13 protein-coding genes are annotated in these 13,080 nt (G+C 59.5%); 11 read left to right on the top strand and 2 right to left on the bottom strand.

All coding sequences use genetic code 11. From position 1 onward, the window contains the following. Window positions 1-136: 136 nt before the first annotated feature. Both MUN82_RS02380 and MUN82_RS02375 read left to right on the top strand, forming a co-directional pair. A complete protein-coding gene (locus MUN82_RS02380; protein WP_245094683.1) occupies window positions 137-517 on the top strand; it encodes a hypothetical protein in 381 nt (126 codons plus the stop codon). Window positions 518-651: 134 nt separating this feature from the next. Then, window positions 652-2,592, top strand: a complete 1,941-nt coding sequence (locus MUN82_RS02375) for a sialate O-acetylesterase (RefSeq protein WP_245094681.1) — start codon at window positions 652-654, stop codon at window positions 2,590-2,592. 75 nt (window positions 2,593-2,667) lie between these two features. Here MUN82_RS02375 and MUN82_RS02370 read toward each other — a convergent pair whose 3' ends face one another. Then, complete coding sequence (locus MUN82_RS02370) at window positions 2,668-3,003, bottom strand: hypothetical protein (RefSeq protein ID WP_245094679.1); 336 nt, start codon at window positions 3,001-3,003, stop codon at window positions 2,668-2,670. A 157-nt stretch (window positions 3,004-3,160) separates the two neighbouring features. On the opposite strand from MUN82_RS02370, the gene MUN82_RS02365 reads away from it, so the two are divergent. Beyond that, window positions 3,161-3,607 carry a hypothetical protein gene (locus MUN82_RS02365; RefSeq protein ID WP_245094676.1) on the top strand — a complete coding sequence of 149 codons (447 nt, stop codon included), beginning with the start codon at window positions 3,161-3,163 and terminating at the stop codon, window positions 3,605-3,607. A gap of 36 nt (window positions 3,608-3,643) precedes the next feature. Here MUN82_RS02365 and MUN82_RS02360 read toward each other — a convergent pair whose 3' ends face one another. Next, window positions 3,644-5,644 carry a M1 family metallopeptidase gene (locus MUN82_RS02360; protein ID WP_245094673.1) on the bottom strand — a complete coding sequence of 667 codons (2,001 nt, stop codon included), beginning with the start codon at window positions 5,642-5,644 and terminating at the stop codon, window positions 3,644-3,646. Between the two features lie 188 nt (window positions 5,645-5,832). Between MUN82_RS02360 and MUN82_RS02355 the strand changes: the two genes are divergently transcribed. From MUN82_RS02355 to MUN82_RS02320, 8 genes are all read left to right on the top strand, one after another. Continuing rightward, on the top strand, window positions 5,833-7,320 hold the full coding sequence (locus MUN82_RS02355; RefSeq protein WP_245094670.1) for an alpha-amylase family glycosyl hydrolase: 1,488 nt from the start codon (window positions 5,833-5,835) through the stop codon (window positions 7,318-7,320). Between the two features lie 77 nt (window positions 7,321-7,397). After that, complete coding sequence (locus MUN82_RS02350) at window positions 7,398-8,747, top strand: alpha-amylase family glycosyl hydrolase (protein ID WP_245094667.1); 1,350 nt, start codon at window positions 7,398-7,400, stop codon at window positions 8,745-8,747. A gap of 12 nt (window positions 8,748-8,759) precedes the next feature. Next, window positions 8,760-9,047 (top strand): barstar family protein, encoded by a 288-nt coding sequence (locus MUN82_RS02345; protein WP_245094664.1) that lies wholly within the window; start codon window positions 8,760-8,762, stop codon window positions 9,045-9,047. A gap of 77 nt (window positions 9,048-9,124) precedes the next feature. Then, window positions 9,125-10,078: an aldo/keto reductase gene (locus MUN82_RS02340; protein ID WP_245094661.1), complete on the top strand. Its 954-nt coding sequence runs from the start codon at window positions 9,125-9,127 to the stop codon at window positions 10,076-10,078. Window positions 10,079-10,200: 122 nt separating this feature from the next. Further along, on the top strand, window positions 10,201-10,872 hold the full coding sequence (locus MUN82_RS02335; RefSeq protein WP_245094658.1) for a DUF421 domain-containing protein: 672 nt from the start codon (window positions 10,201-10,203) through the stop codon (window positions 10,870-10,872). Window positions 10,873-10,919: 47 nt separating this feature from the next. Beyond that, window positions 10,920-11,789: an AraC family transcriptional regulator gene (locus MUN82_RS02330; protein ID WP_245094656.1), complete on the top strand. Its 870-nt coding sequence runs from the start codon at window positions 10,920-10,922 to the stop codon at window positions 11,787-11,789. A 151-nt stretch (window positions 11,790-11,940) separates the two neighbouring features. Further along, on the top strand, window positions 11,941-12,351 hold the full coding sequence (locus tag MUN82_RS02325) for a DUF983 domain-containing protein (RefSeq protein WP_245094653.1): 411 nt from the start codon (window positions 11,941-11,943) through the stop codon (window positions 12,349-12,351). A gap of 55 nt (window positions 12,352-12,406) precedes the next feature. Then, window positions 12,407-12,796: a VOC family protein gene (locus MUN82_RS02320; protein ID WP_245094650.1), complete on the top strand. Its 390-nt coding sequence runs from the start codon at window positions 12,407-12,409 to the stop codon at window positions 12,794-12,796. Window positions 12,797-13,080: the final 284 nt, after the last annotated feature.

Below are 13,080 nucleotides of genomic sequence, written 5' to 3'. Positions count from 1 at the left end.
AAAGCACTTTTTCACTCGCTCATTTCCTTCCACCGTGGCAACGACACTACGCAACTGGCTCTGTCTAGGTCTCGCGCTCTGCACTGTAGCGTGCAGTAGCAACCCCGAAACCGGCAGCACGCCGGCCGCAATCACCATGGCTCCCCCTCTACCGGCAGCCGCCCCGGCACCCATTGATGCCCGCGCCGACAGCACCACCACGCTTACCTTCCCGGCAGGCGACAGCGCCGTGACCATGCTGGGCGAGCTGAGAACCACCAATCAGGAAATGCTGGTGCGGGTGCTAGTGCAAGGCAAGCGCCGGCTGTCGGCTACGCTGTTTGCTCCGGATTCTCTGCCCAATATCCGCTTTGCGCAGGTGATTCGGCCGGACGGCGAGGCGGAGGGGCCGTTCGGCACCACGGTTTCCATCCCTACCCCGCAGGATGGGACGTATACGCTGCGCATCACCCACAATCTGCGTACGGAAGCAGCTTTGACAAAGGAGTTTAAGATGCGGGTGGTGCTGAGACAATAATATAGTTGATGAAGCTGCTTAGAAAGTCGTTAGGCTATCCTGTTGAGCTTGTCGAAGCAGGATAGCCTAACGACTTTCTGAATACCTATACGACATTGCATTCTCATCTATTCCGTCATTTTTCTCACCTCCCCATGCGCTGTGTTCTCCCGCTTTTGGCAGCCACCCTGGCCGCTACTACCACCCACGCCGCCGTGCGCCTGCCTAAGCTAGTGGGCGACCACATGGTGTTGCAGCGCGACAAGCCCCTACCCATCTGGGGCTGGGCCGATGCCGGGGAAGCAGTGACGGTCATGTTTAAAGGCAAAACCTATAAAGCTACCCCCACTGGTGACGCGGGCAAATGGATGGTGCAGCTGCCCGCCACGCCGGCCGGTGGGCCCTATGCGTTGGTAGTGAAGGGCCAGAACACCATCACGGTGCACGATGTGCTGATGGGTGACGTGTGGCTGGCTTCGGGACAGTCGAACATGGAGTGGCCGCTGCGCGAGGCCAACAACGGCGCTCAGGAAGTTGCGGCTGCCAACTTTCCCAATATCCGGCTGCTGGATGTGCCTAACGCCGTAGCCAGCACCCCCAAGACCGATTTTGGCGGTACCGGTTGGCACCCGTGCACGCCCGAAACAGTGGCGGGCTTCTCGGCTGTAGCCTACTTTTTTGGGCGCGATTTGCAGAAGCAGTACAACGTGCCCATTGGGCTGATTTCGTCGGAGTGGGGTGGTACGCCGGCCGAGGCCTGGACCAGCACCGAGGCCCTGGGCACCCTACCCGACTTCAAAGGAAAGGTAGCTGCCTCTACTGGCGATATTGAGCAACGTCAGCAGGCATACGCGGCGCAGCTGGCGCAGTGGCAGCGCACCCCCGCCGCCCACGACCAGGGCCGCGCTGCCGGGCACGCGCCGTGGTCGGCGGCTGGGGTAGCAACCCCCGACTGGCCCACCATGCCCCTACCCGGCCCGTGGGAACAGCACGCCAACCTGGCCGCGCTCGATGGCGTGGTGTGGTTTCGCAAGGAGGTAGACCTGACGGCTGCCGAGGCCGGTAAGCCGCTGACGCTACACTTGAGCGTGATAGACGACGCCGATTCTACGTGGTTCAACGGTACGTTTGTAGGCACTACTAATGGCTACGCTACGCCCCGTGCGTATACCGTGCCCGCCGCCCTAGTGAAGCCGGGGCGCAACACCATTGCTGTGCGCGTGCTCGATCTTGGGCAGGGCGGCGGCATTTGGGGAAAGCCCGAAGACTTGCACCTCACCACCGCTACCCGCACCCTACCCCTCTCCGGCGACTGGCGCTACCACATCGGAGTAGACAATCGGCTGGCGCCGCCCAATCCCTTCCCCGGTGGCGCGCAAAACGAGCCCACATTGCTATTCAACGCCATGATTGCCCCACTGATTCCGTACGCCATCAAAGGCGTTATCTGGTACCAGGGCGAGAGCAACGCGAGCCGCGCGGCGCAGTACCAAAAGCTGTTTCCAACCATGATTCGGGACTGGCGCGGGCGCTGGCAGGAGGGTGATTTTCCGTTTTTGTTTGTGCAGCTGGCCAATTTTCAGCCCGACCAAGACCAACCCGCCGACTACGAGTGGGCGGAGCTGCGCGAGGCCCAGCGCCAGACCCTTAGCCTACCCAACACCGGCATGGCCGTGGCCATCGATATTGGCAATACCAACGACATTCACCCACGCAACAAGCAGGAAGTGGGCCGCCGCCTGGCCCTGGCCGCCCGCCGCGTGGCCTACAACGACAAGAATGTGGTGTACAGCGGCCCTACCTTCGAGAAAATGGAACCTAGAGGCACTACCGTCCGCCTCACGTTCTCCAACCTTGGCGGCGGCCTGGTGCTGAAAGATGCCAGCGGCCCTTACCTGAAAGGCTTTGCCGTAGCCGGAGCCGACCGTAAGTTTCACTGGGCCCAAGGCCGCCTGGAAGGCAATACCCTGGTGCTCAGCAGCAAAGAAGTATCCCAGCCCCAGGCCGTGCGCTACGATTGGAGCAACAGCCCTACCCCCAACCTCTACAATAAAGCCGGCCTGCCCGCCTCGCCGTTCCAGGCAAACAGAAAATAAACGAGAAAACCCGTCTGTCATCCTTCGCTGCGAAGGATGACAGACGGGTTTATGCTTACTTAACGCTACACCTGCTTACAACCCGGCGCGGATTTGGCCAGCGGCGGAAGCTAGCTTTTGGTTGAGGTGACGCAGGGCATCGTAGGCGAAGCTGTGGCCATCATAAGCCGCCTGGGCCGAGAGGTTGGACAGCTTTTGCAGTGAGTCGGCCACTTTGGTGATGTCGCTGCTGGTAGAGCCGCCAATCATACCACGCAGGTGGCGCAATTCGTCTACAATTGCCGCGCTGATTTGACCATCAAAGCCTTGCAAACGGTTAATCCACTGGTCGAGCAGGCCGGTGGCGTCTACGCGGTGCAGGTCGGCATCCAGGGCGGCAATGGTGCTTTCGATATCGGAGGTAACAGACATGAGCAGGTAAATTGAAGAAGGAAGAACAGTTTTTCTACGGACGGTTTCCGCGGCTGTTGCGGGCCGCCAAATGAGCCGGCAAGATAGGGGCATTATCTTCGACCACCAATTCTGACCTGCCGGATAGCCTTCTTGGGCCCCGGCCTACCCCTACCCTATGCGGCAGAAAGTACGTGAGTGGTTGCGGCGCTACCTGCCGGCCGAGTTGGCCTCGGTGGTGGCTACGCTGGCGGGTGCAGCCCTAGCCTACGCCGCCACCCACCAGCGCATTACGGCAGCGCTGGCAGGCACTTGGGCAGGCAATGTGGCCTACTTCGGCCTGATCCTAGCCCGCGATGTGCACACCACCCGGCGCCGGCTGCAAGCCGCCGGCCGCCCCTACGCCCTACCCGATTTGCTGCGCAACCTGCGGGCCCTGGTCGTGGAGTTTGGCGTAGCCGAAGTACTGGATAGCTTTCTGATTCGCCCTACCCTGCTATACTACATGCCGCTGTGGGTAGGCAATTTTGCTGGGGGTGTGCTCCTGGCCAAATTCGCCGCTGACATCACGTTCTATGTACCGGCTATTATTGGCTATGAGCTGAGCAAAAGGCGCTTTCGGTAGATCTCCCCCTCTCTTGAATGAGAGGGGGAGGTCTACCTATTTCCCTAATTCCATCGGGAGCCAGTAGTTGTTATTAGGGTTCACGTCGGGGAGCAGGTTGTCGGGGTTGAGGAGCACTAGGGCCAGGGGTGAAGTGGAGGGGTAGCGGAATGTCCAGGTGCCGCCGCGCTGCCACACTTCCACAGGCAGCTTCATGCGGCCTATTTTGCCGTTGCTTTCGCGCACGGCCACGAAGACTGGCATGGCGGCGCGGTCCTTGTTTTCGATGGTGATGAGGGTGCCTTGAGCAGGATTCTGGTTTACGTAGCTGACGTTGGTGATGGCTTGGTCGAGCAGCCAGTTCTCTAGGAACCACTCTTTCCAGAACCAGCCCAGGTCTTCGCCGCCTGCATCTTCCATTGTTCGGAAGAAGTCTTTGGGGGTAGGGTGCTTGAAGGCCCAGCGCTTGATGTAGGTGCGAAACGCGTAGTCGAACCGCTCGGGTCCCAGAATAGCCTCCCGCAGCAGCACCAGCCCAAAGGCCGGCTTGGAGTAGGCCGCAAAACCCAGGTATTGCGACTGCGTGACATCGGGCGCGGTGTAGGGCACGTCGGCATCGGGTACCCGTAGCAGGTAGGGCAAGATATACTTGGCACTGTCGCTGTTGGGCTTGTACTCGCCGTTGTTGAAGTTGCGGGTGCTGTGGATGTTGATAAAAGTATTGAAACCTTCGTCCATCCACGGATACTTACGCTCGTTGGAGCCCACAATCATAGGGAACCAGTTGTGGCCAAACTCGTGGTCGGTCACGCTCCACAGCCGCCCGCGGGTGGAGTTGACGCTGCAAAACACGATGCCCGGATACTCCATGCCGCCCACAATGCCCGCCACGTTGGTAGCCACGGGGTAGGTGTACTCAAACCACTGCTTGGAGTTGTATTCGATGCTGTGCTTTACGTACTCCGTAGAGCGCCCCCAGGCCGAATCAGCAGCCACTTCGGGCGGGTACAGCGACATGGCCATGGATTTTTTACCGCTGGGTAGGTTCATGCGGGCCGCGTCCCACACAAAGGCCGGCGAGGCGGCCCAGGCAACGTCGCGGGCCTGCTGGCAGCGGAAGTGCCACGTCAGGCGGCCATTTTTGCCGGCCGGGCGTGAGCTGGGTTGCGTTACCTCGGCAGGTGTGCGCACCATCACGGTTTTGTCGGAGCCGGCTGCTTGTTGCAGGCGCTGCTGCTGGGTCGAGGTCAGTACCTCCTTGGGGTTCACCAGCTCACCCGAGCCGCCCACGATGTAGTTGGCGGGCACGTTGATGGTGTAGTCGAAGTCGCCGTATTCGAGATAAAACTCGCCCGCGCCAAGGTAGGGCAGCGTATTCCAGCCCTCCACGTCGTCGTACACGGCCATGCGCGGATACCACTGCGCTATTTCATAGATCTGCCCATTGGGCGTCTGCTTGCGGCCTAGGCGGTCGGAGCCGTATTCGGGTATGTAGAAAGAGTAATCGATGCTGATGCGCAGCTTGTCGCCGTTGGGCTTCAGCACCTCAGGCAATTGAATCTGCATGCGCGTGTCCGTGACGACATACTTAGCAGTGCTTTTCTTGCCGTGCAATTCAATGCGCACGGCTTGCAGACTGTCGCCGCCGGCGGGCTCGTTGGCCGCATTGCCGAAGCGCGCCCCGTTGCGCGCCCCGCGCACGGGCGTCGTCAGCGCCCCGCGGGAGGTGCGCTTGAACAGGTTTTGGTCGAGCTGCACCCACACGAAGGGTAGGGCGTTGGGGCTGTTGTTGGTGTAGGTGATGGTGACAGAGCCACGCACCATTTCCTGCTTTTCGTCCAGCGTTGCGTCTATTTTATAGCTGGCGGCGTTTTGCCAGTAGGCGGCGTCCGGTGCCCCGCCCCCAGTGCGGTAGGCCGTACCGGGTTCGTTCAGAAACAGGGGCGAAAACAGGGTATGGGCATCGTAGGTGCCCGAATTAGGAGCTGGCAGCTGGGCCTGGGCAGTAGCGGCTGTGAGGCTAATGGCCGCGGCTGCTAAAAAACGGAGTTTACGCATGCAACGAAAGATGGAAATGTAGGGTAGTAAACGGGTGGTACTCGAGCAAATGCCAGCAAGATGCGCCAGCGGTATGTTTTCTTCGTGAACGACTCATATCCGGCCAGCAGATTGCACAGGAAGCATAAAAGTTTTAGCTACGCGTCTATCTATTCCCATACAATATCAGAAAAGCACTATTTTTCGGCATGTATTTCCGCCTTCTGCTGTTGGTAAGCCTGTTTCTCACAGCCTGTCAGTCCAACCCTACCTGCCCGCCGCTGCCGGCACCCTATACCGTTCGGCACCCGGCTTGGGTAGCCCACGCCAGCATCTACCAGGTGAACGTGCGGCAGTACACCCGTGAGGGCACGTTTCGGGCGTTTGAGGCGCACTTGCCGCGCTTGCAGCAGATGGGGGTAGGGATTTTGTGGCTGATGCCGGTGCAGCCCATCGGGGTAGAAAAGCGTAAGGGCAAGCTGGGCAGCCCCTACTCCATTCGGGACTACCGCGCTGTGAACCCTGACCTGGGCACCCTAGCCGACTTGCAGCACTTGATAGCGGAAGCGCACCGACTGGGCATGCACGTGATTCTGGACTGGGTGGCCAACCACACCAGCTGGGACAGCGAGTTGGCCCGGCAGCATCCCGAGTGGTTCACCAAAGACGCCCAGGGCCAGTTTGTAGCGCCCGTAGCCGATTGGCAAGACGTTATCGACCTCGACTATAGCAAGCCGGCGCTGCGTCAGTACATGACTGAAACCATGGCCTATTGGGTGAAAACCGCTGGGTTCGATGGCTTCCGTTGCGATGTGGCTGGGCTAGTGCCCACCGAGTTCTGGAACGATACGCGCCGGGAATTAGAGAAAATTCAACCCGTGTTTATGCTGGCCGAGTGGGACGAGTTGCATCACCCGCCATTCCTAAAAGCCAGCGAGTTTACGCCCAACACGCATTTGCTGGAAAAAGCTTTTGATGCCACCTATGCCCTGCGCCTGCACTACCTGCTCGACAGCATCGCGCAAGGCAAGCAGCCCGTAGCGGCCATCGATGCCTACCTGAAAGCGGAGCGCGCTAAGTACCCGGCGGGCATCTACCTGATGAACTTCACCAGCAGCCACGATGTGAACAGCTGGGACGGCACCGAGTACGAGCGCCTGGGCGAAAACGCGCTGGCTATGGCCGTGCTCACTGCTACCCTATCCGGCATCCCGATGGTGTATAGCGGGCAGGAAGCGGCTTTTGAGCGGCGCCTGAAATTCTTCGACAAGGACCAGATCGACTGGAACGCCTACCCCCTGGGCGACTTCTACACCAAGCTGCTGCAACTGAAAAAGCGCAACCCCGCCCTCACCAACGGCGACGCGTGTGCCACCTTCGAGCGCCTATCCACACCGGCCGGTGTGTATGCCTTCTACCGCCAAGGCACCGCTTCGTCCACCGACTCAGCCACTAGCGTGCCCGACACACCCGCCACTGCGCGCCGGCCCGGTGGCCGGGCGCCAAGCACCGCTACCGTAGTGGTGTGCGTGAATACCGCCAATCAGGAGCAGACTGTTGCCCTACCCACCGTACCGGCCGGTACCTACCGCGAAATCTTCAGCGAACGGACTCTGCGCTTGGGTGCCCGCAGCCGCGTTTCGCTCACGCCCCACGGCTACCAAGTGTACGAGTTGGTGGAAGAAGCCGCACAGTAGACAGTTGCACGAAGACGGACCTCTAGGCTGCTCTTGCGTATAGGACGGTAGGTTTTATTTCCGTCAACGCTGTTTTCATGTCCGATTACGCACCGCATCCGCACGAGCATTTATTCCAAGTGCAGCACCCCGCGTGGGCTGCACACGCCAGCATCTACGAAGTAAACGTGCGCCAATACACGCCCGAGGGTACGTTCCGGGCGTTTGCCGAGCACCTACCACGCCTGGCCGCTATGGGCATCGGCATTGTGTGGCTGATGCCGGTTCACCCCATTGGGGAGCTGCACCGCAAGGGCACGCTGGGCAGCCAGTACGCCGTGCGCGACTACTTTGCGGTGAATCCGGAATTCGGCACCCTGGACGACTTGCGCCACGTGGTGGAGGAAGCGCACCGCCTCGACATGCGCGTGATTCTGGACTGGGTGGCCAACCACACCAGTTGGGACAACCCGCTAGTGACCGAGCACCCCGAGTGGTTCACGAAAGACCAAAACGGCCAGATGGTGCCGCCTATTCCCGATTGGGAAGACGTGGTAGACCTCGACTACAACAGCCAGGAGTTGCGCCGCTACATGACCGATGCCCTGCTTTACTGGGTGCGCGAGGCCGACATCGATGGGTACCGCTGCGACGTGGCAGGCCTAGTGCCCACCGATTTCTGGGATGATGCCCGCCAAGAGTTGGATCAGGTGAAGCCCGTGTTTATGCTGGCCGAGTGGGACGAGCTGTATCCGTCGGGCGGGCAAACATGGGAGAACTTTAACGGCAACACTCGCCTGCTGGAGCGCGCCTTTGATATGACCTTTGGCTTGCGCCTGCACTACTTCCTTGACCATGTAGCCGAGGGTAAACAGCCGCTGTGCCAAGTGGATGCTTACCTAGCCGCCGAACGCGCCAAATACCCCCGTAGCGTATACCTGATGCACTTCACCAGCAACCACGACGTGAACAGCTGGGACGGCACCGAGTACGAACGCCTGGGCGAAAACGCCCTACCCTTTGCCGTGCTTTGCGCCCTGCTGCCGGGCATGCCGTTGGTGTATACTGGCCAAGAGGCCGCCCTGAACAAGCGCCTTGCCTTCTTCGACAAAGACCCCATCGACTGGAACGACTACCCGTTGCAGGCTTTCTATACCTCACTGCTTCAACTCAAAAAGCGCCATCCGGCCTTGCACAACGGCGTCCGCGAGAGTGTCTTTGAGCGGCTGCCGGCGCCGGATTCGGCTTATGCCTTTGTGCGCCGTCATGGCAATGCGGCCGTGTTGGTGGTCGTCAACAGCGGCCCTACCCCGCTCGAGTGGGAACTACCCGATACTATAACCGATGCCTGGTACGACGTATTCAGCGGCCTCACGGAAGAGCTGCTGCCGGGCCGGGCGCTGGCCGTGGAGGCCCACGGCTGGCGGGTGCTGGAGTACGTGGCCTAACTTACCCTACCTATGTCCGTTCCACACCTCACCCTCGACCTTAGCGGCCTCACGACCAAAGCCGATTTGCACATGTTCTTCAAGCGGGAGCTAGCGTTTGAGGACTGGTACGGCGTCAGTTGGGATGCCTTCTGGGACAGTATCGTGGCCATTGCCGATATGCCTGTCGTACTCACGTTGCAGCACTGGCAGGACTTTGCCGCAGCCTGTCCCCGCGACATGAAAATTCTGCGGGAGGTAATTGCTGATTACAACGACTACGTGCCCAGCAAGCGCATCGAGCTGGACCCACCGGCGTAAACCTATTGCCCGCCTACCTGGTACTACTACCCGGAGCCCCACCCGGCTCCGACCGAACTATTCTTTCAATCTTTCTCATGGAAAAACGTGAACTAGGCCGCTCCGGCCTGTATATCGCCCCGTTGGTACTGGGCAGCAACGTATTCGGCTGGACTGCCGACGAACAGACTTCTTTCCGTGTACTCGACGCCTTTGTGGGCGAGGGCGGCAACGCCATCGACACGGCCAACGTGTACTCGGCGTGGGTGCCCGGCCACCAGGGCGGCGAGTCGGAAACCATCATTGGCAAGTGGTTGCAGCAGCGCCACCGCCGCGACGACGTTATCATTGCCACCAAGGTAGGCATGCAGATGGGCGACGGCTCCAAGGGCCTAGCCAAAGACTATATCAAGAAATCGGTGGAGGGCTCGTTGCGCCGCCTGCAAACCGACTACATCGACCTCTACCAGTCGCACCAAGACGACGAGACCCTACCCGTAGAGGAGCCGCTGCAAGCGTATGCTGAGCTGATTCAGGAAGGAAAAATCCGGGCCATTGGGGCCAGCAACTTCTCGGCTGAGCGCCTGCGCGCCGCCTTGCAAGCCAGCACCGACCAGGGCCTACCCCGCTACGAATCGCTACAGCCCGAGTACAACCTCTACGACCGGACGGACTTTGAGAAGCAACTGCTGCCGGTGGTGCAGGAGTTTGGCATCGGCGTGATTCCGTATTACGGCCTAGCGTCGGGCTTCCTCACGGGTAAGTACCGCTCCGAAGAGGACTTGCGGAAAAGCCAGCGCGGCGGCGGCATCGGCAAGAAGTACCTCAACGACCGAGGTTTCAAGATTTTGGCAGCATTAGATGAGGTAGCCGACCGTCACCACGCCACCCAGGCACAGGTGGCCTTGGCCTGGATTATGGCTCAGCCCGGCCTCACGGCGCCCATTGCCAGCGCAACCACCGTGGAGCAGGTGCGCGACATCATGAAGGCAACCATCCTCACCCTCAGCCCCAACGACGTGAAAACGCTGACTGACGCCAGCGCTTACTGAGGAGTTTACGTAGTAGCTCTACCCAACGGCCCGAATCCGCCCCGGCGTGGTTCGGGCCGTTGTCAATTCCGACAATCAGGTAGAGTAGTATGGATAAGGTAACACCTTTCGATTGGCACCGCATGTTGTGGTCCGAAAATGCGCCGCCCGCTTTTCTGTGGGAAATAGCGCTGCGCTGCGTCATCACTTACCTGCTGGTGCTGGGCGCCTTGCGCGTAACTGGTCGGCGCGGGGTGCGGCAGCTCTCTATCTTCGAGCTGAGCATTATTCTGGCCCTAGGTTCGGCCGGCGGCGACGCCATGTTTTACAACGATGTGCCACTGTTGCACGTGCTGGTTGTGTTTGTGGTGGTACCGAGTCTGTATTTGCTGTTCAACAAAATAACTGAGAAGTCGGTACGGTTCAGTAACTGGCTGGAAGGTGCCACCATTTGCATGATAGAGGACGGCGTGATTGATTTAAAAGAATTTCGCCGACAGAATCTCACCTACAAAGAGCTATTCGGGGAGCTGCGCCAACGGCAAGTAGAGCACCTGGGGCAGGTGCGTAAGATGTACATGGAGGCTACGGGCGAAGTCAGCGTTTTCTTTTATCCCAAGGACGAACCCGTGCGCCCCGGCCTACCCATCTGGCCCGAGATATTGAAATCGGCACAAGCCCACGTAACAGAGCCTGGCACCTATGCCTGTACCGAGTGTGGCCGCGTGGCGGAGCTGCCAGCTGCTACCTCTATCTGCGAAGGCTGCCATGAGCATTGCTGGGTACCAGCTTGCACACGCCAGCGCGAAGCCTAGGCAATAGACTGGCAGTACTACTGGCGCCGCTGGTCTACCTTGCACCCATGAAACCGTCGACAACGCCTCCGGTGCTGGGGTTGGCCTCTTTCCCGGGGATACCTGCGCAGCGGCCCTATTACGTGGAGTATCTGCAAACCCACGCCGCCAATTTCCCTCACGTTGCCACGGCTCACGCCCACGATTTCTACCTGCTGCTCTACGTAACGGCCGGCCACGGCACGCATACGATTGATCTGATTACGTACGACTTGCAACCGGGAAACCTATTTTTTATAGCGCCTGGCCAGGTGCACTGCTGGCAGTTATCGGCCGATGCGCAGGGAATTATCGTCTTCTTCGACGCTGATTTCTACCTGTTTCGCTATCCGGAGAATCAATTTTTCGACTATCCCTTTTTCACTCCTGCACAGGTACCCGTGCTCTACCTGGCGCCGCACGAAACGGAACTGTATCCCTTGTTTGCGCGGCTGCTGGCAGAGTATACCACGGTGCATCCCAACCAGGCCGAAGTAGTGCGCTCCTACCTGCACCTGCTGCTGGAGCTGGCTGCCCGCCACTACACCCTCCCCGATGCTGCCGCGCCTACCCCGACCCACAGCGAGGCACAAATCAGGGAGTTTGGTCGCCTGCTCAATCAGCATTTTCGGACGCACCGCACGGTGCACGCCTACGCCCAACTGCTGCACCTCACGGCCAACCACCTGAATGCCATCTGCCGGCAGCGGCTCAACAAAACCGCTAGCTCACTCATTCACGAGCGCGTGGTGATGGAGGCCCAACGCCTACTCACGCACTCCGCGCAGTCGGTAGCACAAGTAGCCGTGGCGCTGGGCTTCGAAGATGCTTCGTACTTCAGCCGGTATTTTCGCAAGTACAGCGGCCAAACGCCCGAAGCCTTCCGGCGCGCCCGTTGATTTGTCCTGTATTTGCCCGCATGTAGTCCGTGCGGGGGTAGGCCGCGCTGGCTACTTTTGCACCTACTATGTGGCACATATCCCGTCGGGAACCAGCCACCGCTTCTTCTTGCGCGTAGAATGACTATTGCGCGTCCTTTTCTTCTGCTCTATGCAACCTATCCAATCGTCTGCTCTTGCCTCGCTCGCTCAGCGCTGCCCGCGCTGCCACCAGGGGCCATTGTTTACCCATGGCGCCTACAACCTCGCCCACTTCACTGATATGCCTGAGCACTGCCCCGTGTGCGGGCAAGCCTACGAGCCGGAAACTGGTTTTTATTGGGGAGCCATGTACATCAGCTTTGCCTTCAGCACGGGGATTATGCTAGTGGTGGGCGTGCTGCTTTACTACTTCGCCGGCGACCCTGATACGTGGGTGTATGTATCGGCCGTGGCGGTGGCCACGGTGCTGCTGGCCCCGCTCAGCCTGCGATACTCCCGCACCTTCATGCTCTACCTGTTTGGCGGCATCAGCTACGACCCCGACTGGGCTAACCACGCGCCAGTGCGGCGGCGTGGGTAGCACAACATCTGCCTAGCAATCCCTCTTCAGACCTACTTCTTAAAAGCCACAGCCTATGCTCGCGTTGCAACGCGTCCACCACATTGCCATTATCTGCACCAACTACCCGGTTTCCAAGCACTTCTACACGCAGGTACTGGGCTTGCAGATAGAGCGCGAAGTGTACCGCGAAGCGCGCGACTCGTGGAAGCTGGATTTGCTGCTGGATGGACAGTACATCATCGAGTTGTTCTCGTTTCCTACCCCGCCGCCCCGCCCTAGCCGGCCTGAGGCCACGGGCCTGCGCCACCTAGCCTTTGCCGTGGCCGATCTGGATGCAGCCGTAGCGCATTTGGCACAGCACCACGTCGAGACAGAGCCCATTCGGGTAGACGAGTTCACCGGGCGGCGCTTCACCTTCTTCGCCGACCCCGACGGTTTACCCCTAGAATTGTACGAAGAGTAGAATCTCTTTCTAAGACCACACCCGTACACTAACAGCCTTGCGCTTGTTGGTGCACGGGTGTGGCCTTTAGAAAGGGATTTTGCTATGCATTGGCAGCTGGAGCAAGGTTTAGCGGCTTTCGTGCGTCCCAACCTGTCATTTTCCCTATTTAGGAATAAAACTCGTTAAATAGAGTATAACCCATTTCATCGTGCACAACCGAACGTTCGCCGAAATGCGTGTATATACATTAATGCCTACTCTACTTTTGATGCATTCAATCAGTACTCTTTTGTACCAGTTAT

It is taken from the genome of Hymenobacter aerilatus (genome assembly GCF_022921095.1).
GTDB classification, from domain to species: domain Bacteria; phylum Bacteroidota; class Bacteroidia; order Cytophagales; family Hymenobacteraceae; genus Hymenobacter; species Hymenobacter aerilatus.
This window is presented reverse-complemented; position numbering and strand designations above follow the sequence as displayed.